Source organism: Streptomyces sp. NPDC050121 (genome assembly GCF_044460385.1).
Taxonomy (GTDB): Bacteria; Actinomycetota; Actinomycetes; order Streptomycetales; family Streptomycetaceae; genus Streptomyces; species Streptomyces soliscabiei.
The window spans coordinates 31,924-55,728 of the sequence record NZ_JBITJV010000051.1 but is presented as its reverse complement, the minus strand read 5'-3'; the positions used below and the strand labels follow the sequence as shown (position 1 = coordinate 55,728).

At 69.4% G+C, this 23,805-nt stretch carries 22 protein-coding genes, 1 pseudogene and 1 riboswitch; of the genes and pseudogenes, 7 read left to right on the top strand and 16 right to left on the bottom strand.

Features of this window, described 5'->3' with window-relative positions:
- A pseudogene (locus ACIBTS_RS43655) lies at positions 1 to 100 on the top strand (IS481 family transposase); the annotation flags it as partial.
- A gap of 63 nt (positions 101 to 163) precedes the next feature.
- Here the strand turns inward: ACIBTS_RS43655 and ACIBTS_RS43650 are convergent.
- The 6 genes from ACIBTS_RS43650 to ACIBTS_RS43625 form a co-directional block, all read right to left on the bottom strand.
- On the bottom strand, positions 164 to 1,552 hold the full coding sequence (locus ACIBTS_RS43650) for an aminotransferase class V-fold PLP-dependent enzyme (RefSeq protein ID WP_399326734.1): 1,389 nt from the start codon (positions 1,550 to 1,552) through the stop codon (positions 164 to 166).
- Between the two features lie 184 nt (positions 1,553 to 1,736).
- A riboswitch (SAM riboswitch) is annotated at positions 1,737 to 1,853 on the bottom strand.
- Between the two features lie 74 nt (positions 1,854 to 1,927).
- Positions 1,928 to 2,992, bottom strand: a complete 1,065-nt coding sequence (gene trpD, locus ACIBTS_RS43645; protein WP_319671873.1) for an anthranilate phosphoribosyltransferase — start codon at positions 2,990 to 2,992, stop codon at positions 1,928 to 1,930.
- A gap of 145 nt (positions 2,993 to 3,137) precedes the next feature.
- Positions 3,138 to 4,775 carry a cytochrome bc complex cytochrome b subunit gene (locus ACIBTS_RS43640; protein ID WP_399326731.1) on the bottom strand — a complete coding sequence of 546 codons (1,638 nt, stop codon included), beginning with the start codon at positions 4,773 to 4,775 and terminating at the stop codon, positions 3,138 to 3,140.
- Positions 4,772 to 5,833: a Rieske 2Fe-2S domain-containing protein gene (locus tag ACIBTS_RS43635; RefSeq protein WP_399326729.1), complete on the bottom strand. Its 1,062-nt coding sequence runs from the start codon at positions 5,831 to 5,833 to the stop codon at positions 4,772 to 4,774. The genes ACIBTS_RS43640 and ACIBTS_RS43635 overlap by 4 nt, the downstream gene beginning before the upstream one ends.
- Positions 5,830 to 6,642, bottom strand: coding sequence for a c-type cytochrome (locus ACIBTS_RS43630; protein ID WP_399326727.1), 813 nt, complete (start codon positions 6,640 to 6,642; stop codon positions 5,830 to 5,832). The genes ACIBTS_RS43635 and ACIBTS_RS43630 overlap by 4 nt, the downstream gene beginning before the upstream one ends.
- Positions 6,643 to 6,704: 62 nt before the next feature.
- Positions 6,705 to 7,325 (bottom strand): heme-copper oxidase subunit III, encoded by a 621-nt coding sequence (locus tag ACIBTS_RS43625; protein ID WP_079662845.1) that lies wholly within the window; start codon positions 7,323 to 7,325, stop codon positions 6,705 to 6,707.
- A gap of 187 nt (positions 7,326 to 7,512) precedes the next feature.
- Between ACIBTS_RS43625 and ACIBTS_RS43620 the strand changes: the two genes are divergently transcribed.
- On the top strand, positions 7,513 to 7,917 hold the full coding sequence (locus ACIBTS_RS43620) for a hypothetical protein (protein ID WP_399326725.1): 405 nt from the start codon (positions 7,513 to 7,515) through the stop codon (positions 7,915 to 7,917).
- A 54-nt stretch (positions 7,918 to 7,971) separates the two neighbouring features.
- Here ACIBTS_RS43620 and ACIBTS_RS43615 read toward each other — a convergent pair whose 3' ends face one another.
- The 4 genes from ACIBTS_RS43615 to coxB all read right to left on the bottom strand — a co-directional run bounded on the left by ACIBTS_RS43615 (position 7,972) and on the right by coxB (position 12,444).
- Positions 7,972 to 9,225 carry an Ig-like domain-containing protein gene (locus ACIBTS_RS43615; RefSeq protein ID WP_399326723.1) on the bottom strand — a complete coding sequence of 418 codons (1,254 nt, stop codon included), beginning with the start codon at positions 9,223 to 9,225 and terminating at the stop codon, positions 7,972 to 7,974.
- A 131-nt stretch (positions 9,226 to 9,356) separates the two neighbouring features.
- Positions 9,357 to 9,755, bottom strand: a complete 399-nt coding sequence (locus tag ACIBTS_RS43610; protein ID WP_399326720.1) for a cytochrome c oxidase subunit 4 — start codon at positions 9,753 to 9,755, stop codon at positions 9,357 to 9,359.
- A complete protein-coding gene (gene ctaD / locus ACIBTS_RS43605; RefSeq protein ID WP_399326718.1) occupies positions 9,752 to 11,488 on the bottom strand; it encodes a cytochrome c oxidase subunit I in 1,737 nt (578 codons plus the stop codon). The genes ACIBTS_RS43610 and ctaD overlap by 4 nt, the downstream gene beginning before the upstream one ends.
- Positions 11,485 to 12,444 carry a cytochrome c oxidase subunit II gene (gene coxB, locus ACIBTS_RS43600; protein ID WP_319671866.1) on the bottom strand — a complete coding sequence of 320 codons (960 nt, stop codon included), beginning with the start codon at positions 12,442 to 12,444 and terminating at the stop codon, positions 11,485 to 11,487. The genes ctaD and coxB overlap by 4 nt, the downstream gene beginning before the upstream one ends.
- A 331-nt stretch (positions 12,445 to 12,775) precedes the next feature.
- Here coxB and ACIBTS_RS43595 point away from each other — a divergent pair, with 331 nt between their 5' ends.
- Entirely contained in the window at positions 12,776 to 14,158 is a 1,383-nt protein-coding gene (locus ACIBTS_RS43595; protein WP_399326715.1) for a cysteine desulfurase/sulfurtransferase TusA family protein, read from the top strand.
- A 9-nt stretch (positions 14,159 to 14,167) separates the two neighbouring features.
- On the opposite strand, the gene ACIBTS_RS43590 is transcribed toward ACIBTS_RS43595, so the two are convergent.
- Positions 14,168 to 15,142, bottom strand: coding sequence for a carbohydrate kinase family protein (locus ACIBTS_RS43590; RefSeq protein WP_319677653.1), 975 nt, complete (start codon positions 15,140 to 15,142; stop codon positions 14,168 to 14,170).
- 145 nt (positions 15,143 to 15,287) lie between these two features.
- On the opposite strand from ACIBTS_RS43590, the gene ACIBTS_RS43585 reads away from it, so the two are divergent.
- Both ACIBTS_RS43585 and ACIBTS_RS43580 read left to right on the top strand, forming a co-directional pair.
- On the top strand, positions 15,288 to 15,512 hold the full coding sequence (locus tag ACIBTS_RS43585; protein WP_399326713.1) for a hypothetical protein: 225 nt from the start codon (positions 15,288 to 15,290) through the stop codon (positions 15,510 to 15,512).
- Positions 15,513 to 15,652: 140 nt separating this feature from the next.
- The gene (locus tag ACIBTS_RS43580; protein WP_399326711.1) at positions 15,653 to 17,752 is read left to right on the top strand and encodes a hypothetical protein; all 2,100 of its coding nucleotides are present in this window, start codon (positions 15,653 to 15,655) and stop codon (positions 17,750 to 17,752) included.
- Between the two features lie 91 nt (positions 17,753 to 17,843).
- Here ACIBTS_RS43580 and ACIBTS_RS43575 read toward each other — a convergent pair whose 3' ends face one another.
- A complete protein-coding gene (locus ACIBTS_RS43575; protein ID WP_030794551.1) occupies positions 17,844 to 18,200 on the bottom strand; it encodes an iron-sulfur cluster assembly accessory protein in 357 nt (118 codons plus the stop codon).
- Positions 18,201 to 18,444: 244 nt separating this feature from the next.
- Here ACIBTS_RS43575 and nadA point away from each other — a divergent pair, with 244 nt between their 5' ends.
- Positions 18,445 to 19,629, top strand: a complete 1,185-nt coding sequence (gene nadA / locus ACIBTS_RS43570; protein WP_079665134.1) for a quinolinate synthase NadA — start codon at positions 18,445 to 18,447, stop codon at positions 19,627 to 19,629.
- 89 nt (positions 19,630 to 19,718) lie between these two features.
- On the opposite strand, the gene ACIBTS_RS43565 is transcribed toward nadA, so the two are convergent.
- The 4 genes from ACIBTS_RS43565 to ACIBTS_RS43550 all read right to left on the bottom strand — a co-directional run bounded on the left by ACIBTS_RS43565 (position 19,719) and on the right by ACIBTS_RS43550 (position 22,859).
- On the bottom strand, positions 19,719 to 20,402 hold the full coding sequence (locus ACIBTS_RS43565; RefSeq protein ID WP_319346507.1) for a response regulator transcription factor: 684 nt from the start codon (positions 20,400 to 20,402) through the stop codon (positions 19,719 to 19,721).
- Positions 20,399 to 21,622 carry a sensor histidine kinase gene (locus ACIBTS_RS43560; protein WP_399326708.1) on the bottom strand — a complete coding sequence of 408 codons (1,224 nt, stop codon included), beginning with the start codon at positions 21,620 to 21,622 and terminating at the stop codon, positions 20,399 to 20,401. The genes ACIBTS_RS43565 and ACIBTS_RS43560 overlap by 4 nt, the downstream gene beginning before the upstream one ends.
- A 109-nt stretch (positions 21,623 to 21,731) precedes the next feature.
- Positions 21,732 to 22,010, bottom strand: a complete 279-nt coding sequence (locus tag ACIBTS_RS43555) for a hypothetical protein (RefSeq protein WP_319675527.1) — start codon at positions 22,008 to 22,010, stop codon at positions 21,732 to 21,734.
- A gap of 33 nt (positions 22,011 to 22,043) precedes the next feature.
- Positions 22,044 to 22,859 (bottom strand): PspA/IM30 family protein, encoded by an 816-nt coding sequence (locus ACIBTS_RS43550; protein WP_399326706.1) that lies wholly within the window; start codon positions 22,857 to 22,859, stop codon positions 22,044 to 22,046.
- Positions 22,860 to 23,169: 310 nt separating this feature from the next.
- Between ACIBTS_RS43550 and ACIBTS_RS43545 the strand changes: the two genes are divergently transcribed.
- Entirely contained in the window at positions 23,170 to 23,763 is a 594-nt protein-coding gene (locus ACIBTS_RS43545; RefSeq protein WP_319346502.1) for a DUF3043 domain-containing protein, read from the top strand.
- The last annotated feature ends 42 nt before the right edge of the window (positions 23,764 to 23,805 follow it).

The window sequence follows — 23,805 nt, the reverse complement described above, 5'->3', positions numbered from 1 at the left end:
CGACTGGCTGCACACCTACAATCACCACCGCGGACACACCGCGCTGAAAGGCCAACCACCCGCCAGCCGCGTCCCCAACCTCACAGGGCAATACACCTAGGGCTGCCCCAGCATCCGGCCGTCCGCACACCGCCTGAGGCGGAGCGAGCGCGCGGAGCAGGTCCTAGACCGCCGGGACGCAGCGGCCGTCCTGTGTGCGGTACTGCCACCGCGCGCCGTCGGCCACCAGTTCCCGCACCGCGTCGACGAACCGCTCCACGTGCTCGTCGGGGGTGCCGGCGCCGAAGCTCACCCGGATCGCGTTGAGGGACTTCTCGCCGGGGGCCGCCTCGGGGGCGCCGCACTCGCCCTGGCTCTGCGGGTCGCTGCCCAGCAGGGTGCGGAGCAGCGGGTGGGCGCAGAAGAGGCCGTCGCGGACGCCGATGCCGTACTCGGCGGAGAGAGCGGCGGCGAAGTGGGAGCTGTTCCAGCCCTCGACGACGAAGGAGATCACGCCGACCCGCGGGGCGTCGTCGCCGAAGAGGGAGAGGATCCGGACCTCCGGCACCTCGGCCAGCCCCGTCCGCACCTTCTCGATGAGGTACTGCTCGCGGGCCACCAGCGTGTCGAAGCCGGCCTCCGTCAGTGCCGTGCAGGCCGAGGCGATGGCGTAGGCGCCGATCACGTTCGGGGAGCCGGCCTCGTGGCGGGCGGCGCTCTCGTGCCACTGCACATCCACTCCCCCGTCCTCGCGCCGGGTGACCTTGCGGCTGGCGCCGCCGCCGGCGAGGTACGGGTCGGCCGCGAGGAGCCAGTCGGCGCGGCCGGCGAGGACGCCGGAGCCGAAGGGCGCGTACAGCTTGTGGCCGGAGAAGGCGACCCAGTCGACGTCGAGGTCCTGCACCGACACCGGGTGGTGCGGGGCCAGCTGGGCGGCGTCCAGGACGATGCGGGCGCCATGGGCGTGGGCCGCCGCCGCGAGCTCACGGACGGGCCACAGCTCGCCGGTGACGTTCGAGGCGCCGGTCACACACACCAGGGCCGGACCGTACCCCCCATCAATGGACACAGCGCGGTCGGCGAGGGCGCGCTCCAGGGTCTCGACGGCCTGGCGGGGGGTGCGGGGGGCGTCCAGGTAGGTGACCCGGGCGTTCTGCCAGGGCAGCAGCGAGGCGTGGTGCTCGGTCTCGAAGACGAAGACCCGGCAGTCGGCCGGGAGCGCCCGCGCCAGCAGGTTGAGGGAGTCCGTCGTGGACCGGGTGAAGATCAGCTGGTCGTCGGCGCGGCAGTCGAGGAACTCGGCGACCGTCCTGCGGGCGTTCTCGAAGAGGTCCGTGGAGAGCTGGGAGAGGTAGCCGGCGCCGCGGTGGACGCTGCCGTAGTAGGGGGCATAGGCCGCCACGTCGTCCCAGACGCGCTGGAGTGCGGGGGCGCTGGCCGCGTAGTCGAGCGCCGCGTAGGTGACCTCGCCGCCGGTGACGAGCGGAACGGTGACATCCCGGCCGAGAACGGGCAGGGCGCCCGAAAGGTCACTGCGAACGGTGCGGGCGGCGGCAGCGGTGGAGACAGACATGGCGAACTCCCGTGAGAGGCAAGGGGAAACCGCCGTGCGAGCGGGTACGGCTCGAGCACGGAGGAAGGTGAAAAGGGGGATGCGGAGGCGGGGGCGCTACGCCCTATCGCATTCGCTTGCTCACGGAAGACTCCCTCGAACGACCCAGGACCCCTGGGCTGTGCTTGCTCGAAAGAGCATGAGGGGCCCGCGCTTGCCGTAGACCTCGCTGCCTACGGCCTGGTCTTCACCCGGGGCACCCCGCCACGGAAGGAGGGTTGCCGGACAGTCGGCCGGGGCCTCATGACTGTCACTCATGACCTGGTACAGAAACGTACGTGAGGTGATCGCGGTCCCGCAACCCGTGTCCGGATCGCGGGACCGCGTCACCGACGGCTACCCGTTGCTGGCGGCCACCCAGCGCTCCAGGGACCGCTTGGCCGCGCCGGAGTCGATCGACTCGGCCGCCCGGTCCATGCCGGCCCGGATCTGCTCGGCCAGCGGCCCCGCGCCCGGGTCGAGGGCGACCAGCGCCGCCGCCGAGTTCAGCAGTACGGCGTCCCGCACCGGGCCCGTCTCGCCCGCCAGGAGGCGACGGGCCACCTCCGCGTTGTACGACGGGTCACCGCCCCGCAGCGCCTCCACCGGGACCAGGTCGAGGCCGACGTCCCGCGGGTCGAAGGTCTCCTCGCTCACCTTGCCGTCGCGGACCACCCACACATGGGAGGTGGCCGTCGTGGTCAGCTCGTCCAGGCCGTCGTCGCCCCGGAAGACCAGGGAGGAGTTGCCGCGCTCGGCGAAGACGCCCGCGACGACCGGCGCCATGCGCGGGTCCGCGACCCCGACCGCTTGGCTGCGCACCTGTGCGGGGTTGGTCAGCGGGCCCAGCACGTTGAACACCGTGCGGATGCCCAACTGGCCGCGGGCGGCGCCCACATGACGCAGCGCCGGATGGAACTTGATCGCGAAGCAGAAGGTGATCCCGGCCTCCTGGGCCACCTCCGCCACCCGCGCCGGGGTCAGCTCCAGGTTGACGCCGAGCTTCTCCAGGACGTCCGAGGCGCCGGACGCGGAGGACGCGGCCCGGTTGCCGTGCTTGACGACCGTGGCGCCCGCGCCGGCCACGACGATCGCCGACATGGTGGAGATGTTGACCGTCTTCGCGCCGTCGCCGCCCGTGCCGACGATGTCGACGGTCCGGCCCGGCACCTCGATCAGGTTGGCGTGCTCGTACATCGCCCGCACGAGGCCGTTGATCTCCTCGACGGTCTCGCCCTTGGCCCGCAGCGCCACCACGAACCCGGCGATCTGCGCGTCGGTCGCCTCGCCGCGCATGATCCGGTCCAGCGCCCAGAACGTGGCGTCGGCGCCCTGGTCCTGGCCGTACAGCAGGCCGTTCAGCACCTCGGGCCAGGAACGGTCCGCCGCGGTGTCGCCTCCAGCGGGGGTCACAGCGCTCATAGCCGCTCCTGTGCGTGTCGTCGTGCGTCGTCGTGGGTCGTCCGGACCCGTGTGAACCCCACCCTATCCAGCCCGTGGGCACGGCAAAGGGCCCCGTCCGAAGACCGGACGGGGCCCTTTGCAGGTGGCGTGGCGACGCCTGGGATCAGTGGTGACCGTGGCCGCTCGTGATCTCCTTGTACTCCTCGACAGTGGGCTTGGGGATCTGCTGGTCCTCGCCGAAGTACGCGTTGCTGATCTTGGCGCGGAGCTTCTCCGAGCCCTTCACCTTGCGCTCGACGCCGTTCTCGTCGACGGTCGCGCCGATCGCGGCCGGCGCGTACTGCTCGTGCGCGGTGAGGGTGTGCAGCTGCTCCTGGCTGAGCGGCTCGTGGATCTCGATGAACTCACCGTGCGGCAGCCGCTTGATGGTGCCGGTCTCGCGACCGTGCAGCACCTTGTCGTGGTCACGACGCTGCAGGCCGAGGCAGATCCGCTTGGTGAGGATGTACGCGATGACCGGTCCGACGAAGAAGAAGATCCGGACGAACCAGGTGATCGCGTTGATCGACAGGTGGAAGTGAGTGGCCCACAGGTCGTTGCCACCGCCGACCAGCGTGATCATGTACATCGTGACCCAGGCGACGCCCAGCGCCGTACGGGTCGGCGCGTTGCGCGGGCGGTCCAGGATGTGGTGCTCGCGCTTGTCGCCGGTGATCCAGGACTCGATGAACGGGTAGGCCGCCATCGCGCCCAGGACCACACCGAAGAGGACCAGCGGGATGAACACGCCCAGGACGAGCGTGTGACCCCAGAGGTTGATCTCCCAGCCCGGCATGAAGCGGATCAGACCCTCGGCGAAGCCCATGTACCAGTCGGGCTGGGCGCCGGTCGACACCTGGTCCGGACGGTAGGGGCCCATGGCCCAGATCGGGTTGATCTGCGCGATCGCCGCGATGGCCGCGATGACACCGAAGACCAGGAAGAAGAAGCCTCCGGCCTTGGCCATGTACACCGGCAGCAGCGGCATGCCCACGACGTTCTTGTTGCTCTTGCCGGGGCCCGCGAACTGCGTGTGCTTGTGGTAGAAGACCAGGATCAGGTGGCCCACCATCAGGCCCAGCATGATGCCGGGCAGCAGCAGGATGTGGATCGAGTAGAACCGCGCCACGAAGTCGTGACCGGGGAACTCGCCGCCGAACAGGAACATCGAGATGTACGTGCCGACGATCGGCATCGACAGGATCGCGCCCTGGGTGAAGCGGACACCGGTGCCGGAGAGCAGGTCGTCCGGGAGCGAGTAACCGGTGAAGCCGGTGAACATGCCCAGGACGAACAGCAGGAAGCCGAACAGCCAGTTGATCTCACGTGGCTTGCGGAACGCGCCCGTGAAGAACACGCGCATCATGTGCACGAACATGCCGGCGAGGAAGATCAGCGCCGCCCAGTGGTGGATCTGCCGGATGAGCAGACCGCCGCGCACGTCGAAGGAGATGTGCAGGGTCGAGCTGAACGCCTCGGACATCAGCTGTCCCTGGAGCGGGACGTAGGAGCCGTGGTACTCCACCTCGTTCATCGACGGGTGGAAGAACAGCGTCAGATACACACCCGTCAGGATGATGATGATGAAGCTGTACATGCACACTTCGCCCAACATGAACGACCAGTGGTCGGGGAAGATCTTGCGCATGTTGGCCTTGGCCAGGGAGTAGATCCCGAGCCGGCCGTCGGCCCAGTCGGCGATGCGCTCGCCGGCCGGAGCCTTCCCGCGTTCGCGGGTCTCAGTGGACTCTGTGGTGCTCATCCGCGCTCCCAGAAAGCAGGACCGACGGGCTCTTCGAAGTCGCCGAGCGCCTCGAGGTAGCCCTCGTCGTTCACACCGATGCGCAGCTGCGGCAGGGCGTGACCGGCGGGGCCGAAGATCACTCGGGCACCGTCGGAGAGGTCGAAGGTGGACTGGTGGCAGGGGCACAGCACGTGGTGCGTCTGCTGCTCGTACAGGGAGATCGGGCAGCCCACGTGGGTGCAGATCTTCGAGTACGCCACGATGCCCTCGTGCGACCACGCGAGCTCGCGCTTGTCCTTGATGTTGTCCGGCTGGAGCCGGACGATCATCAGGGCCGCCTTGGCGATCTCGTTCTGGAACTCCTCGTCGTGCTCCTCCAGGCCCTCGGGCTTGGCGAAGGTGAGCGAACCGACGGCGACGTCCGAGGGACGCAGCGGCTCGTTCGTGTTCATGTTGACGAGCAGCTTGCCCTTGGCCCACAGCGTGTGCCGCAGCTTGTCCTCGGGCAGCGGGCCGAGGTCGCGCAGCAGCACGACGCCGGAGAGCGGCACCAGGGCGACCGCGCCGAACAGCGTGTTGCGGATCAGCTTGCGTCGGCCGAGCGCGGACTCCTTGGCGCCCTGCCTGAAGTCCGCGTGGACCTTCGCGCGGACCTCGGGGTCGGCCGCGATCGCGTGCCGCTCGTCGGCGACCTCCACGTCCGACATCAGGGTGCGGGCCCAGTGGACCGCGCCGGCGCCGATCGTGAACAGCGCCGTGCCCAGCGTCAGACCCAGCGCGAAGTTCAGCGCGCTGAGGTGACCGATCGGGAACACGAAGATCGACTTGTCGGCGGGGATCGTCACATACGAGGCGATGAAGCCGACGGTGGCGAGCATCGACAGCGTGAACAGGAAGGCGACCGCACGCTCGGACCGCTTGGCGGCCCGCTCGTCGATGTCCTGGACGCGGTGCTCGTGGGGCGGCAGGCCGGGGTCGGCGAACGGGTTCTTCTCGTCCGCGACGCCTACCGCCGTACCGTGCGCGTGGCCCTGCTCAGCGGGCAGGTTCTCTTCTGGAATGTCTTGGCTACTCATGACTTCTTGGCCTTTGCGGTCCGAGCGGCGACCCAGACGGCGACCGCGATCAGGGCGCCGAGACCGAAGATCCAGGCGAACAGGCCCTCACTGACCGGCCCGAGGCCGCCCAGCTCCAGACCACCGGGGTTGTTCGTCTCGTCGCTGTTGACCGCGTGCAGGTACGCGATGATGTCCTTCTTGTTCTGCTCCGACAGCGTGGTGTCGGGGAACGAAGGCATGTTCTGCGGGCCGGTCTGCATGGCCTCGTACATGTGCTTCGGGTCCACGTCCTCCAGGGTCGGAGCGTACTTGCCCTTGGTGAGGGCGCCGCCCTTGCCGGTGAAGTTGTGGCACTGCGCGCAGTTGGTGCGGAACAGTTCGCCGCCCTTGGCGATGTCCGCGCCCTCCGGGCCGTACTCGGCCTCGGTCGGGACGGACGGGCCGGCGCCGAGGGAGGAGATGAACGCGGCGAGCTGGTCGATCGCGGCCTGCGAGTAGATGACCTTCTTCGAGGGCACCTGGGCGCCCTGGGAGGTCGCCGCCGGCATACGGCCGGTACCGACCTGGAAGTCGACGGCCGCGGCGCCCACGCCGACCAGGCTCGGACCGTCGGAGCTGCCCTGACCGCCGGTGCCGTGGCAGCTGGCGCAGCCTACGGCGTAGAGCTTCTTGCCCTCGTCGATGGCGAGGGACTGGGCGGTGTCGTCTGCCTGCGCCTTACTCGCGGGCGCGAACACGGCATACAACCCGCCTGTGCATGCCAGCGCGAGGAGTAGGACGACGAGCGCCGCCAGCGGATGGCGTCGTCGTGCGGAGAGCTTTTTCACGGATTACCCCGGTGTCAGGATCTTCTGCGTCGATGCTTGGGATGTGCGGGAGCGGGCCCCGGCTACTTGATCAGGTAGATCGTGGCGAAGAGGCCGATCCAGACGACATCGACGAAGTGCCAGTAGTAGGACACGACGATGGCCGCTGTCGCCTGCTCGTGGGTGAACCTCTTGGCCGCGTAGGTGCGCCCGAGAACGAACAGGAAGGCGATGAGGCCGCCCGTCACGTGCATGCCGTGGAAGCCGGTGGTCAGGTAGAACACCGAGCCGTACGGGTCGGAGGAGAGCGAGAGCCCGTCCTTCTTCACCAGCTCCGTGTACTCGAAGATCTGCCCGCCGATGAAGATCGCACCCATGATGAAGGTGACGATGAACCACATCCGGAGCTTCTTCACGTCACCGCGCTCGGCGGCGAAGACGCCGAGCTGGCAGGTGAGGGAGGAGAGCACCAGGATCGTGGTGTTGGTGGCCGAGAACGGAAGGTTCAGGGACTCGGCCATTTCCTTCCAGTGATCAGGACCCGTCACCGATCGCAGGGTGAAGTACATCGCGAAGAGGGCCGCGAAGAACATCAGCTCGGAGCTCAGCCAGATGATGGTTCCGACGCTGGTGAGGTTCGGCCGATTGACCGACGGGTGCGCGTGCCCGGTTTCTACTGTCGTTGCTGTCGCCACGACCGACATTATGTCGGTCCCTTATCCCGCCCTCACTCCGGGGGGTGCCGTTCGGAGTGTTCGCACCGTGTGTACTGCCCGTATGGCCCATCGAAGTCGCGTTCCAAGCGGTGTTGACGGGGTGTTCAAGGGAGTAGCATCCGCGACATCGGTTCTGTCCGTACGACGCTTACGACGCTGATGTCACGGAGGAAGCATGCAGGCGACCGCCACGGTGCTGGTCTACAGCGACGACTCCAACACCCGCGAGCAGGTACGGCTCGCGACCGGGCGCCGGCCCGCTCCGGACGCCCCTGTGGTGGAGTTCGTGGAGTGCGCGACGCCGGCCGCGGCCGTCAAGGAGTTGGACAAGGGCGGGATCGACGTCTGTGTCTTCGACGGCGAGGCCGTGCCGATGGGCGGCATGGGGTTGTGCCGGCAGGTCAAGGACGAGGTGTTCCAGTGTCCGCCGGTGCTGGTGCTGATCGGGCGGCCGCAGGATGCGTGGCTGGCCACGTGGAGCCGGGCTGACGCGGCTGTGACGCACCCTGTGGAGCCCGTGGAGTTCGCCGCGACTCTCGCTTCCCTGCTGCGGGAGAAGAGGCTTCAGCAGAGCGCGTAGCGCCCGAGGGGCGGGGGCGTCAGGTGGTACGGCTCGCCCCGCGCCCCTGTCGGCCTACACCGCCGCCGGGCTGAGGCGTGCTGTTTCCTGGGCTGTCTCCTTCTTGGCGCCTGTCAGGGCGCTGCCCTCGGTCCACTTGGGCCAGTCCAGGTTCCAGTCGCCGAAACCGTTGCCGAAGGTTTCCATGGTGTTGCCGTTGCTGTTGACGACCTGGACGACGTCGCCGGCACGGATGTTCTTGAAGAACCATGCGGCGTTCGACGTGCTCATGCCGGTGCAGCCGTGGCTGACGTTCGCGTAGCCCTGGGAGCCCACGGACCAGGGGGCGGCGTGCACGTACTCGCCGCTCCAGGTGACGCGGGTGGCGTAGTAGACGGGCAGGTCGTAGGAGTCCGAGGAGCCTGCGGAGATGCCCACGGTGGTGCTGCGCATCCGGACGAAGTACTCCTTGCCGAGCACGACCTTGACTCCGTTGCGGGTCTCGAAGCCGGGCTTTCCGGTGGTGACGGGGATCTGGTTGATCTCCTCGTCGTTCTTGAAGACCTTCATGGAGTGCGCCGCGGCGTCGGTCACGGCGATGACCCGGTCGCCGATGGTGAGTTTGAGGTCCTTCGTGGGGCCGCCCCACAGCCGGTCGCCGATCTTGATGCCGTCCAGGTTGCTGTGGGCGCGGACGACGGCGTGGGCGGGCCAGTAGTCCTTGGGGCGGTAGTGGAGCTCCTTGTCGTCCACCCAGTGCCAGCCGCCCGGCACGGCGGGCGTGGAGTCGACCTTGAGGGCCCGTTCGACGACGGCCCGCTGGGCGGGGTCCTTGACGGGCTGGTCCAGCTTGGCGGTGACGGGCTGGCCGACGCCGTACTCCCCCGCGTCGGGGCCGAACGCGACGGTCAGGCGCTTCTTCGTGGTGGGCTTGCCCGTCTCGAAGGTGAGCACCCGGCGGCCGGGGGCGCCGTCGTCGTCCTCGGTGCTCACGCGGACCGTGTAGTGGACGCCTGCGGCCAGCGGCTCGGTGCTGTGCCAGCGGCTGCCGTCGGCGGAGAGTTCGCCCGCCACGTAGCGGCCTGCGCCGTCCACGGCGGTGACGTCCGTGATGCGGTCGTCGTCCTCGGCGGTGATCTCCAGGGGCTTGTCCGGGTCGACCTTCTTCCCGTCGTCCTTGAGGCCGTTGAAGGAGATCTGGTCCGTCGCGTCGTACGGGCGCGCGGAGAGGGGGTCGCCGTCCGAGCCGCAGGCGCTTGCGACCGCGCCCAGGGCGATCACCAGCAGGGTGCAGCCGACGACGGTGCGGGGGCGGGGGTGGTGGCTCATGACTTCACGCTAGGGAGCCAAGTCAACCGCGGCGCGCTGAGTGACACGAACGGAGGACCCTCAGTACGGCAAAAGCGTGAGCCCGGACCCTCCTGACGGAGTGTCCGGGCTCTCGCCGCGTTCAGCGCGTGTTACTGGGTGCGGTTCTCACCGTGGTAGTACTCGAAGACCCAGCCCCACAGGCCGATGAGGATCAGCGGCACGGAGAAGTACAGCAGCCACCAGCCCACCGCGACGCCCAGGAAGGCCAGGGCGCCGCCGATGCCGAGCGACAGCGGCTGCCAGCTGTGCGGGCTGAAGAAGCCCAGCTCGCCGGCGTCGTCCGCGACGTCCGCTTCCTTGTTGTCCTGTGCGCCCGCGTCGACCCGCCGGGCGGTGAAGCCCAGGTAGAAGCCGACCATGATGCTCAGGCCGAAGGCCAGGAAGAGGGCCGTGGTGCCGGCCGGCTCCTTCGACCACACGCCATAGACGGTCGCCATGACGAGGAGGAAGACGCTCAGCCAGATGAACATCTTGCCCTGGATCTTCACTTGCCGGCCTCCTTGCTGCCCGTGATGGCACTGGCGCCGTGGCCGGCGTGCTCCAACTGCTCGAGCGCGGCGATCTCCGGGTGGTGCAGGTCGAACGCCGGGGATTCACTGCGGATCCGCGGCAGGGTGAGGAAGTTGTGGCGCGGCGGCGGGCAGGACGTGGCCCACTCCAGGGAGCGGCCGTAGCCCCACGGGTCGTCGACGCCGACCGGCTTGCCGTACTTGGCGGTCTTCCACACGTTGTAGAAGAACGGCAGGACGGACAGACCGAGGACGAACGAGCTGATCGTCGAGATCGTGTTCAGGGCGGTGAAGCCGTCGGCGTGCAGGTAGTCCGCGTAACGGCGCGGCATGCCCTCGGCGCCCAGCCAGTGCTGGACCAGGAAGGTGCCGTGGAAGCCGATGAACAGCGTCCAGAAGGTGATCTTGCCGAGGCGCTCGTCGAGCATCTTGCCGGTGAACTTCGGCCACCAGAAGTGGAAGCCGGAGAACATCGCGAAGACGACGGTGCCGAAGACGACGTAGTGGAAGTGCGCCACCACGAAGTACGAGTCGGACACGTGGAAGTCCATCGGCGGCGAGGCCAGGATGACGCCGGTCAGACCACCGAAGGTGAAGGTGATGAGGAAGCCCGTCGCCCACAGCATCGGTGTCTCGAAGGACAGTGAGCCCTTCCACATCGTTCCGATCCAGTTGAAGAACTTCACGCCCGTCGGCACGGCGATGAGGAACGTCATGAAGGAGAAGAACGGAAGCAGCACGCCACCGGTGACGTACATGTGGTGCGCCCACACCGTCACGGAGAGACCGGCGATCGAGATGGTCGCGGCGATCAGGCCCATGTAGCCGAACATCGGCTTGCGGGAGAACACCGGGATCACTTCGGAGATGATTCCGAAGAATGGTAGGGCGATGATGTACACCTCTGGATGGCCGAAGAACCAGAAGAGGTGTTGCCATAGCAACGCGCCGCCGTTGGCGGCGTCGAAGACATGGGCGCCGAACTTGCGGTCCGCCTCCAGGGCGAACAGCGCGGCCGCGAGGACCGGGAAGGCCAGCAGGACCAGGACACCGGTCAGCAGCACGTTCCAGGTGAAGATCGGCATGCGGAACATGGTCATGCCCGGTGCGCGCATGCAGATGATCGTGGTGATGAAGTTGACCGAGCCGAGGATCGTGCCGAAGCCGGAGAAGGCCAGACCCATGATCCACATGTCGGCGCCGATGCCCGGCGAGCGGACCGCGTCCGACAGCGGGGCGTAGGCGAACCAGCCGAAGTCGGCGGCGCCCTGCGGGGTGAGGAAGCCGGCCACGGCGATGAGCGAGCCGAACAGGTACAGCCAGTAGGCGAACATGTTCAGTCGCGGGAAGGCGACGTCCGGCGCGCCGATCTGGAGCGGCATGATCCAGTTCGTGAAGCCGGCGAACAGCGGCGTCGCGAACATCAGCAGCATGATCGTGCCGTGCATCGTGAACGCCTGGTTGAACTGCTCGTTCGACATGATCTGCAGGCCCGGTCGGGCGAGCTCGGCGCGCATGAGGAGCGCCATGACGCCGCCGATGCAGAAGAACGCGAACGACGTGACCAGATACAACGTACCGATGGTCTTGTGGTCGGTGGTCGTCAGCCACTTGACCACGACATTGCCGGGCTGCTTGCGCCGGACCGGCAGCTCATTCTCGTAGGAGTCTTCAGCTGCCGCGGCACCCTGGGGTTCGTTGAGGATGCTCACAGGTTGTTCGTCTCCCGGTTCTTCTCGTGGCTCGTCTGCTCGATGCCCGCGGGAACGTAACCGGTCTGCCCCTTCTTCACGAGTTCCTTGAGGTGCTTCTCGTAGCGCTCCTGGGAGACGACCTTCACGTTGAAGAGCATCCGGGAGTGGTCGACGCCGCACAGCTCGGCGCACTTGCCCAGGAAGGTGCCCTCGTGGTTGGGGGTCACCTGGAAGGAGTTGGTGTGGCCCGGGATGACGTCCTGCTTCATCAGGAACGGCACCACCCAGAAGGAGTGGATGACGTCACGCGAGGTGAGGATGAAGCGGACCGTCTTGCCCTCGGGAAGCCAGAGGGTCGGGCCCGGGTTCTTGGTGTCCGGGTTCTTCTCACCGGGGGTGCCGCAGGTGTAGGTGCCGCCCGCGTTGTCCGGGAAGTCCGTCTTGAACCGGTCCGGGATCGCGGCCAGGTTCTTGTCGGTCTTCGCGTCCCCGTTGGAACCGTCGACGTTCTCGATGTAGTTGAAGCACCAGCTCCACTGGAAGCCGACCACGTTGACCGTGACGTCGGGCTTCTTGTCGAGGCTCAGCAGCTTCGACTCGTCACGGGCCGTGAAGTAGAACAGCACCGAGACGATGATGATCGGCACGACCGTGTACAGCGCCTCGATGGGCATGTTGTACCGGGTCTGCGGAGGAACTTCGACCTTGGTGCGGCTGCGCCGGTGGAAGAAAGCACTCCACAGGATCAGGCCCCACACCAGCACGCCGGTGGCCAGCGCGGCAGCCCAGGAACCCTGCCACAGGGAGAGGATCCGCGGAGCCTCTTCTGTGACCGGGGTGGGCATGCCAAGGCGGGGGAAGTCCTTGTATGTGCAACCGGTGGCGGTCGCCAGGACCAGGCCCGCGGTCATTGCCTGCAGCAGCTTCCGCCGCATCGGGCGCCGCGGCGAGCGGTCGGAGCCGTTGGGACTCACGTAGCGCCTTCCCGAGAGTCTCGCCCGCGCGGTTGGCTGCGGCCTGCCTTCTCGCTGGTCGGTCGCCGCCCTGCGTCGGGCAGGGGTTTGGATGTTTATGCGGACCAAACCCTAGCCGACGCCCTCCGGGGGTTCGCGGGGAGGGTGGCATACGCGCCGCCGGTCACCCCGAAGGGGTGGGGACGGGTGGCCGATAGCGCCTAATACCTCGTCAATGCGGCTTGTGTGGCCAGGGCGGGACCGTCGTGGCCGATCGTGCCCCGCGCGGCGGAGCCGCGGATCGAAACGGCCCCACGCCCCCGGGAGCCCGCCCACGTCTTAACGTTGCCGTGTGCCCTACTTCGACGCCGCCTCCGCCGCTCCCCTGCATCCCGTGGCCCGCCAGGCTCTGTTGGCCTCGCTCGACGAGGGGTGGGCCGACCCCGCCCGGCTGTACCGGGAGGGGCGGCGCGCGCGGATGCTGCTCGATGCCGCCCGTGAGGCGACCGCTGAGGCGGTGGGGTGCCGACCGGACGAACTGGTCTTCACCCCCTCGGGAACGCGGGCCGTGCACTCCGGCGTCGCGGGCGCGCTGGCTGGGCGTCAGCGGGTTGGACGTCACCTGATCGTGTCATCTGTCGAACATTCCTCAGTGCTCCATTCGGCCGAGGCGCATGAGCGGAACGGCGGCACGCTGACACGGGTGGCCGTCGACCGGGAGGGAGCCGTGGCCGTCAAGGCGTATGCCGAGGCCCTGCGGGCCGACACCGCGCTCGCCTGTCTGCAGTCGGCCAATCACGAGGTGGGGACCGAGCAGCCGGTGGCCGGGGTGGCCGAGGTGTGCCGGGCGGCGGGGGTGCCGCTGCTGGTGGATGCGGCGCAGTCGCTCGGGTGGGGGCGGGTGGAGGGCGACTGGTCGCTGCTCACGGCCAGCGCGCACAAGTGGGGCGGGCCGTCGGGGGTCGGGGTGCTCGTGGTGCGCAAGGGGGTGCGGTTCGCCGTCCAAGGCCCGGTGGACGAGCGGGAGTCGGGGCGGGCGGCAGGGTTCGAGAACATTCCGGCGATCGTGGCCGCGGCGGCCTCGCTGCGGGCGGTGCAGGCCGAGGCGTCGGCCGAGGCGGTACGGCTGCGGGAGCTGACGGCGCGGATCCGGGCCCGGGTGGCCGCCGTCGTCCCGGAGGTGGAGGTCGTCGGGGATCCGGAGCGGCGGCTGCCGGGGATCGTCACCTTCTCCTGCCTGTACGTCGACGGGGAGGCGCTGCTGCACGAGTTGGACCGGGAGGGATTCTCCGTGTCGTCCGGTTCGTCCTGCACCAGCAGCACGCTGACGCCCAGCCACGTGCTGAAGGCGATGGGGGTGCTGAGTGAGGGAAACGTGCGGGTTTCGTTGCCGGCGGGGGCTGCCGAGGAGGATGTGGAGAGGTTCCTCGCCGTGCTGCCGGGGGCCGTGGCGGGGGTCCGGGAGAAGCTCGGGGCGCCCATGTCCGCGCAGGTGGCGGACGTACGGGGCGAGGAGCTCGTGGTGGACGCACTGGGCAGGCGGTGTCCGATCCCCGTCATCGAGCTGGCGAAGGTCATCGGGGACGTGCCGGTCGGGGGCACGGTGCGGGTGCTGTCCGACGACGAGGCTGCCCGGCTCGACATCCCCGCGTGGTGCGAGATGCGGGGACAGGAGTACGTCGGTGCGGAGCCGGCGGACCGTGGCTTCGCCTACCTGGTCCGCCGGGCCTCCTGAGAGCCTGTGTCAGGCCAGGTGCGTGCGGACCTCGGCTGCGGCCTCGTCGCCGTAGGCCTTGGTGAAGCGGTCCATGAAGTGGGCGCGGCGCAGCTGGTACTCCTGGGTGCCGACGGTCTCGATGACGAGGGTGGCGAGCATGCAGCCGATCTGCGCGGCGCGCTCGTGGGAGACACCCCAGGCGAGGCCGGAGAGGAAGCCGGCGCGGAAGGCGTCGCCGACGCCCGTCGGCTCGACCTTGGCCTCCTCGTCCGGGCAGCCGACCTCGATCGGGTCCGCGGCGATGCCCTCGATGCGGACGCCCCGCGAGCCGAGGGTGGTGACGCGGTGGCCGACCTTGGCGAGGATCTCGGTGTCGCTCCAGCCGGTCTTTGACTCGATGAGGCCCTTCTCGTACTCGTTGGAGAACAGGTATGTGGCGCCCTCCAGCAGCATCCGGATCTCGTCGCCGTTCATACGGGCGATCTGCTGGGAGAAGTCGGCGGCGAAGGGGATCGAACGGGAGCGGCACTCCTCGGTGTGCCGGAGCATCGCCTCCGGGTCGTCGGCGCCGATCAGGACCAGGTCGAGGCCGCCCACCCGGTCGGCGACGGTCTTCAGCTCGATCAGGCGGGCCTCGCTCATCGCGCCCGTGTAGAAGGACCCGATCTGGTTGTGGTCGGCGTCGGTGGTGCACACGAAGCGGGCGGTGTGCAGGGTCTCGGAGATGCGGACCGAGCCGGTGTCGACGCCGTGCCGGTCCAGCCAGGCCCGGTACTCGTCGAAATCCGCGCCCGCGGCGCCGACCAGGACCGGGCGGGTGCCCAGCTGGCCCATGCCGAAGGCGATGTTCGCGCCCACGCCGCCCCGGCGCACGTCCAGGTTGTCGACCAGGAAGGACAGCGAGACCGTGTGCAGCTGGTCCGCGACGAGCTGGTCGGCGAAGCGGCCGGGGAACGTCATGAGGTGGTCGGTCGCGATGGAGCCGGTGACTGCGATGCGCACGGCGTGGACTCTCCTGTGGAATCAAAGGGGTGCTGCGCGATAGCGGACGGTTCACGCTACCCGGTCGCCCCGACCTGCTGAAGCAGCCGAAACTACCCGATAGTAGATCTTTCTTCGCAAGCCGCGGCGTGCATACGGTTCGGTCATGACGAACCTCAAGGTCCACGCCCCCGTTCCGGCCGACCTCGACGGCGGCCTGGCGTCGCTGCGCGGTGACTGCGCCCGGATGGCTCCGCACTGGGCCGCCCCGGAGAAGATCACTTCCCGTCCGGTCTCGCCGTCACTCATCCACGGCGTGAGCGTGCCGGCGAAGTCGGCGCGGCTACTGGAGGCCATGCTGGACGACGTCGTCCTTGATTACGGGAACTAGGGGGTTTTCCCTCGGTTTCTCTCGGCTTTCCTCGGCAGGGCGCTCGGAAGGGAACCGTGCGCTCCCCTGTCGCGTCCCATCGCCGTCCCCCGTAAAGGGGATGTGAGGTACGACAGCAGGGCAGCCGAAGGAGCGATGCGGTGAACACCGAGCGACCCGAGAACGACGACGCCGCGCGCGAGCCGGGGCAGACGGACGCCGGGGGCGCGTCGGCGAAGGCACGCACCGAGGGCGGTGCGGCGGGCACCGCGGGGAAGGCGGGCACCGAGGGCGGTGCGGCGGAGCAGAGCGCCGTTCCCGAGGAGACCCCGGCGAGTGAGGTTCCCGAGGGCGCCACGGCCGGTGAGGTTCCCGAGGGGACTCCGGCCCGTGAGGTTCCCGAGGGGACTCCGGCCCGTGAGGTTCCCGAGGGGACTCCGGCCCGTGAGGTTCCCGAGGAAACTCCGGCCCGTGAGGTTCCCGAGGAAACTCCGGCCCGTGAGGTTCCCGAGGGGACTCCGGCCGGTGAGGTGGCCGAGGGAACTCCGGGCCGTGAGCTTTCCGAGGACGCAACTGCCCGTGAGGTTCCCGAGGGGACTCCGGGCCGTGAGGTGCCCGAGGAAGCCGCCGCCCGTGAGGTGCCCGAGGGTGCCCGAGTCCGTGAGGTTCCTGAGGATGGCCCGGCCCGTGAGGTGCCCGAGGGCGCCCCGGCCCGTGAGGTGCCCGAGGAAGCCGCCGCCCGTGGGGTGTCCGAGGGGGGCTCGGCCGGTGGGGTTTCTGAGGGGGTCCAGGTGGGCGGGGTTGGTGAGGAGGCGGAGGCCGCCGGCTCTCGGCGGCGTTCCCCCCTGCTCATCGCCTCCGTCGCCGCCGCCGTGCTGCTGGTGGGCGGCGGCGGGGCGTACCTCACCTCCGGTGTCGTGAGCAGCTCGGGCGGCGGGTCCGGCGGGTCCGGTTCCGGGTCGCCCTCCGGGGACGGCGCCCCCGCCGCGCTTCTCCTGGACGACTACTCCGCAGGCACGGGTGCCTCCAACGGCCGTGCGAACGGCATCGCGCCCGGCGAGCCGAACCCCTACGGGACGACCTACAAGGCCGCCGGCACGCTTCCGGACGGTCCGAGCTCCGCGCCCGTGTACTGGGCCGAGGGCGCGGTCGCCAAGGACGAGGTGGCCCGGCTGGCGAAGGCCCTGGGGGCCGACGGGACGCCGGTGGTCCACGGCGAGGCCTGGAGGGTCGGCGCCGCCGACGGTTCGGGGCCGGTGCTGCGGGTGAACCGCCAGGCGCCGGGAATCTGGACCTTCACCCGGTACGCGCCCGGTACCGACGACTGCACGGGCGGCACCGTCAAGTGCACCCGGGATCCCGCGGCCCCGGCCGGCGACACGGTGAGCGAGGCGGTCGCGAAGCAGGCGGCGGCGCCGATCCTGAAGGCGGTGGGCCAGGACGACGCCAAGGTGGACGCGAGCCAGATCATGGGCGCCCAGCGGCTGGTGAACGCCGATCCGGTGATCGGCGGTCTGCCCACCCACGGCTGGACGACCGGCATCAGCGTCAGCGCGCAGGGCGAGGTCGTCGGCGCGAACGGCCAGTTGCAGGCGCCGGTGAAGGGCGACACGTACCCCCTGCTGAGCGCTCGGGAGGCGCTGGCCGCGCTGAACGAGGCGCCGGGGAGCGATCACCGGATGGGCATCGGCGGCTGCGCCAGCCCGGTGCCGCTGAAGGACCGGCTGGAGAGCCCGTGCGGTACGTCCACCGCCGCGCCGCAGCACGAGACGGTGACGGTCGAGGACGCGGTGCTCGGGCTCGCCCCGCACACCTCGGGCGGCCGGCAGGTGCTCGTGCCGTCCTGGCTGTTCGACGTGAAGGGCGCGGGGGCCGCCGCCGGGTACACGGTGACGCAGCCGGCCGTCGAGCCGGCGTATCTGGAGTCCGCGACGACCCCCACGCCGACGCCGACCGGCAGCGCCCCGAAGACGCGTGACGTGCACCCCGACGGATACACCGCCGAGGGCAAGGAGCTGGTCGTGAGCTTCACCGGCGGGGTGTGCGCCGACTACAGGGCGACGGCGACCGAGAGCGCGGACGAGGTGAAGGTCACCGTCACGGAGACGCCCTGGCCGAACAAGATCTGCATCTTGATCGCCAAGCAGTTCCACAAGACCGTGCAGCTGGACCAGCCGCTGGGCAGCCGGACGGTGGTCGGCACGGACGGCAAGGCGATCCCCCTGGAGAAGCCGGGGGCGCGGCTGCCGCAGGTCCAGTAGCGGCCGGCGCGGCGAACAACGAAGGCGGCGGCCCCATCGACAGGGGGCCGCCGCCTTCGTTGTTCGCTCATGCCTTCGGGCGCTACCGGAATTAGCTGAAGGAGTCGCCGCAGGCGCAGGAGCCCGTCGCGTTCGGGTTGTCGATCGTGAAGCCCTGCTTCTCGATGGTGTCGACGAAGTCGATGGACGCGCCGCCCAGGTAGGGGGCGCTCATGCGGTCGGTGACGACCTTGACGCCGTCGAAGTCCTTGACGACGTCGCCGTCGAGGGACCGCTCGTCGAAGAAGAGCTGGTAGCGCAGGCCGGAGCAGCCACCGGGCTGAACGGCGACACGCAGGGCCAGGTCGTCACGGCCTTCCTGGTCGAGCAGGGCCTTGACCTTCGCCGCGGCGGCGTCGGACAGGATGATGCCGTCGGTGACGGTGCTGGTCTCGTCCGATACGGACATCTACATCTCTCCCGGGTTGTACGGAGACTGCTTGCCGACGGTTGCAACCGACGGGGCCGCGGATTCATTCCGGGCCGATCTCTTGTCTTTTTCGTTCCCTTCTCATGCTCGCACACACGGTTGCGGGCGGAAAACGCCTCACCGGGATTCATGTCACATCGACGCAATGACCATCGTCAAAGTGACGTGAAGCGGGTTATGATAGATAGCGTCAGTTCGACGAAAAGTAGAAAGGGTGCGTGTCGTGACCACCGCCCAGACCACGGAGCTCGACGTACAGCCGTCTCCGCTCGCCCTGTTGCTGCTCGGCCGTGAGGCCGACCCGAGGAGCGAGCGGGGTGTCGAGTGCCCCGGCGACCTGCCCTCCCCGTCCGACCCGGACCTGGTGGAGCGGGCCCGCGCGGCCAAGGAGAAGCTCGGGGACAAGGTCTTCGTGCTCGGCCACCACTACCAGCGCGACGAGGTCATCCAGTTCGCGGACGTCACGGGCGACTCCTTCAAGCTGGCCCGGGACGCGGCCGCCCGCCCGGAGGCCGAGTACATCGTCTTCTGCGGTGTGCATTTCATGGCCGAGTCCGCCGACATCCTGACGTCGGACGACCAGAAGGTGGTCCTCCCCGACCTCGCCGCCGGCTGTTCGATGGCCGACATGGCGACGGCCGAGCAGGTCGCCGAGTGCTGGGACGTGCTGACCGAGGCCGGCATAGCCGAGCAGGTCGTACCCGTCTCGTACATGAACTCGTCCGCGGACATCAAGGCGTTCACGGGCAGGCACGGCGGCACGATCTGCACCTCCTCCAACGCCCGGCGGGCCCTGGAGTGGGCCTTCCAGCAGGGTGAGAAGGTCCTGTTCCTGCCGGACCAGCACCTCGGCCGCAACACCGCCGTGCGGGACATGGGCCTGTCCCTGGAGGACTGCGTCCTGTACAACCCGCACAAGCCGAACGGCGGGCTGACCGCCGAGCAGCTGCGCGACGCGAAGATGATCCTGTGGCGGGGCCACTGCTCGGTGCACGGCCGCTTCAGCCTGGAGTCGGTCGAGGACGTACGCGCCCGGATCCCCGGCGTGAACGTGCTCGTGCACCCCGAGTGCCGGCACGAGGTCGTGGCCGCGGCGGACTACGTCGGCTCGACCGAGTACATCATCAAGGCGCTGGAGGCGGCCCCGGCCGGCTCGAAGTGGGCGATCGGGACCGAGCTGAACCTGGTGCGCCGGCTGGCGAACCGTTTCGCGCCCGAGGGCAAGGAGATCGTCTTCCTCGACAAGACGGTCTGCTTCTGCTCGACCATGAACCGGATCGACCTCCCCCACCTGGTCTGGACCCTGGAGTCGCTGGCCGAGGGCAACCTGGTCAACCGCATCGAGGTCGACCGGGAGACCGAGACGTTCGCGAAGCTGGCCCTGGAGCGGATGCTGGCACTGCCGTAACCCCGTGGCGGCGGGCCCCCTTCCCCCGCGGGGGAAGGGGGTCGGCGCGGCGGACCGACGTCCGACGCCATCGGCGGCGACGGCCGGCCTCACTCCGCCCTTGGTCGTACCAGTCCCGACTCGTAGGCGATCACCACGAGCTGCGCCCGGTCGCGCGCGCCCAGCTTGGCCATGGCCCGGTTGACGTGTGTCTTCACCGTCAGCGGGCTGACCTCCAGGCGCTCGGCGATCTCGTCGTTGGAGTGGCCGCCGGCGACCTGCACGAGGACCTCACGCTCGCGCACCGTGAGCGCCTCCAGCCGGGCGGAGCGGGCGGGGTCGTGCTCGTCGTCCGCCGCGCCGCCCTGGGCGAGGAAGCGGGCGATCAGGCCCTTGGTGGCGGTCGGCGAGAGCAGGGCCTCCCCGCCCGCGGCGACCCGGATCGCGCTCAGCAACTCCTCGGGCTCGCTGCCCTTGCCGAGGAAACCGGAGGCGCCCGCCCGCAGCGACTGCACCACATAGTCGTCGACCTCGAACGTCGTCAGGATGACCACCCGGACGTGCGCGAGGGAAGGATCGGCGCTGATCAGCCGGGTCGCGGCGAGACCGTCGGTGCCGGGCATGCGGATGTCCATCAGGACGACGTCGGCGCGCTGCTCCTTCGCCAGCCGGACCGCCTCCGCGCCGTCGGACGCCTCGCCCACCACCTCCATGTCGGACTCGGAGTCGACGAGCACGCGAAACGCGCTGCGCAGCAGCGCCTGGTCGTCGGCGAGCAGGACACGGATGGTCATGCGCTCTCTCCCGTGGTGGCCGTGCGGGTCTTGATCGGCAGGATCGCATGGACGCGGAAGCCGCCTCCGTAGCGGGGGCCCGTGGTGAGGGTGCCACGCAGGGCGGTGACGCGTTCGCGCATGCCGAGCAGGCCGTGACCGCCGCCTTCCTGAGGCGACTCCTCGCCGTCCGGGCGACCGTTGTCGAGGACGGTGACCTCGATGTTCGGCCCCACGCGCACGACGCTGACCTCGGCCTTCGCCTCCCCTCCGGCGTGCTTTTGAACGTTGGTGAGGGCTTCCTGGATGACCCGGTAGGCGGCCAGGTCGACGGCGGCGGGGAGCGTGGTCCCGTGGTCGGTGCGGGCCACCTCGACCTGGAGGCCCGCGTTGCGGAAGGTGCCGGCGAGCTCGTCGAGGCGGTCCAGGCCGGGCGCGGGCTCGGTGGGGGCCTCGGGGTCGCCGGACTGGCGCAGCAGGCCGACGGTGGCCCGCAGTTCGTTCAGCGCCGAGCGGCTGGCCTCGCGGACGTGCGCGAGGGCCTCCTTGGCCTGGTCGGGCCGCTTGTCCATGACATGCGCGGCGACTCCGGCCTGCACGTTGACCAGGGCGATGTGGTGGGCGACGACGTCGTGCAGGTCGCGGGCGATGCGCAGGCGCTCCTCGGCGACCCGGCGGCGGGCCTCCTCCTCGCGGGTGCGTTCCGCGCGCTCGGCGCGGTCCCGGATGGCCTGGACGACGGCCCGGCGGCTGCGGACCGCGTCCCCTGCGGTGGCGCCGATGCCGGTCCAGGCGAGGATGCCCAGGTTTTCCTGCGCGTACCAGGGCAGTGGTCCGGCGAGCATGGCGGCGCCGGTGAGGACCGTCATGGTGAGCAGGCCGGCCCGCAGGCTGGTGGCGCGGTCGGTGCCGGCGGCGACGGTGAACAGCGCGATCACGGCGGACATGGCGACGGGGGCGCGGGGGTCGCCGGTGACGGACTCGATCACGGAGGCCGCGCCGGTGAGGGCGAGGACCGTCATGGGGGCGCTGCGGCGGAAGACGAGGGCGACGGCGCCGAGGGTCATCAGCAGCAGGCTGAGCGGGTCCGGGCTGTGGATGCTCCAGCTGACGCTGTGCTCTCCGTGCGGGTCGACGAAGGAGCCCGCCAGCATGCAGAGCAGGACGCCTGCGGCGATCGAGGCGTCCAGAGTCAGGGGGTGGGCCTTGAGCTGGCACTCGGCCCGGGCAAGGAGGGTCACCTCGTAGTTACCGTCGCTTTCCTTGCCGTGGCTGGGGGCTGCCGCCCCCGGACCCCGCTTCGGCCCTGAAGGGACCTCGTCCTCACACGCCGGACGGGCTAGAAGAAGATCACCCCGGGATCAGGCCGTCGTCGCTCAGCATCTCCCGGACCTCCTCCACGCTCGCCTCCGGGGCCGGAAGGATGAGTTCCGAGGGTTCCAGCGCGTCGTCCGGCAAGGGGTCGCCCAGGCGGCGTACCGCGTCCAGGAGGGCGCCGAGGACGCGGTGGAAGCCTTCCTCGTCACCGCGCTCCATCTCGGCCAGCAGCTCGTCGTCCAGCTTGTTCAGTTCGACGAAGTGGGAGTCGGCCAGCGTCCACTGGCCCTCCCCCATGATCCGTACGATCATGTCGCCCTCCTCGGCTCCGGGACCCGGCGCGGGTTACTGCTTGTCGAAGCGCGGGGTGTCCTGCGGCTGCTGCTGGGACTGCGACTGGCTCGTGCCGCCTTCGATGGCCTGCTGTCCGGAGGACGAGCCTCCCCCAGTGCCAATGGCCTGGGAGGTGCCCCCAGCGAGCTCCGCCTTCATGCGCTGCAGTTCCAGCTCTACATCCGTACCACCGGAGAGGCGGTCCAGCTCGGCCTGGAGGTCGTCCTTCGCCATGCCCGTCGGGTCGTCCAGCGCGCCGGAGGCCATGAGCTCGTCGAGAGCGCCGGCGCGGGCCTGGAGCTGGGCGGTCTTGTCCTCGGCGCGCTGGATGGCCAGGCCGACGTCGCCCATCTCCTCGGAGATGCCGGAGAAGGCCTCGCCGATGCGGGTCTGGGCCTGGGCGGCCGTGTAGGTGGCCTTGATGGTCTCCTTCTTCGTACGGAAGGCGTCCACCTTGGCCTGGAGGCGCTGGGCCGCGAGGGTGAGCTTCTCCTCCTCGCCCTGGAGCGTTGCGTGCTGCGTCTCGAGGTCGGTGACCTGCTGCTGGAGGGCGGCGCGGCGGGAGAGCGCCTCGCGGGCGAGGTCCTCACGGCCGAGCGCGAGGGCCTTGCGGCCCTGGTCCTCCAGCTTGGTCGACTGCGACTGCAACTGGTTCAGCTGGAGTTCGAGACGCTTGCGCGAGGTGGCCACGTCGGCGACGCCGCGGCGGACCTTCTGGAGGAGCTCCAGCTGCTTCTGGTACGAGTAGTCGAGGGTTTCGCGCGGGTCCTCGGCCCGGTCAAGGGCCTTGTTCGCCTTCGCGCGGAAGATCATCCCCATACGCTTCATGACACCGCTCATGGGCTTCGCGCGCCCCCTTCTGACGTCCAGCCTGAACCTCTGCGACAGAACCCACAGTACGGGCCCTGCATCCATTGACGCACTGTTCGGGGACGGATGCGCTCATCCCCAAGGACGACTGACCGCGCTCCTGCCTCCGGCGTGAGGAGTAGGTGACCTTCAGGGTGAGCGACTGATCACCCTGTGCCCCTTCTTCCTCACTCCTGCCCGGTCTGTCCCCTCTACTGACGACTGGTGTTGCCGGATCGTTCCCCTTCGGGCTGGGGTCCATGCCCGGGAGCGCTTACCCTTGGGTTTTGTGTTCCGTAGCCGTGCCAAGGAAGAGAAGGCCCCCGCCGACGCGGTGGTGACCGACTCCAAGCAGACCCGTGACCCGCAGGCCCCCAAGGGCAGGCCCACGCCCAAGCGCAGTGAGGCCCAGTCCCAGCGCCGCAGCGTCGCCAACACCTCGACGTCGCGCAAGGACGCCGCCAAGCGTCAGCGCGAGGAGCGCCGTGCCCAGCTGGACCGCCAGCGCCAGGCGCTGGCCGGCGGTGACGAGCGTTACCTGCCGGTCCGTGACAAGGGCCCGGTGCGCAAGCACGCCCGGGACTTCATCGACTCGCGGTTCAACGTGGCGGAGTTCTTCCTGCCGATGGCCGTGGTCATTCTCGTGCTGAGCATGGTGCGGGTGGGCTCGCTGCAGACCATCGCGCTGCTGCTGTGGCTGGTCGTGATCGTGCTGATCGTGCTGGACTCGTTCGTCACCGGGTTCCGGCTGCGCAAGCAGCTGGCGGAGCGCTTCCCCGACCAGAACCGGCGGGGCGCGGTGGCGTACGCGCTGATGCGCTCGCTGCAGATGCGCCGACTCCGGCTGCCCAAGCCGCAGCTCAAGCGTGGAGCACGGCTCTGAGCGCTGCGGCCTTCTCCGGGGGAGCGGCCAAGGCCTGGCTGA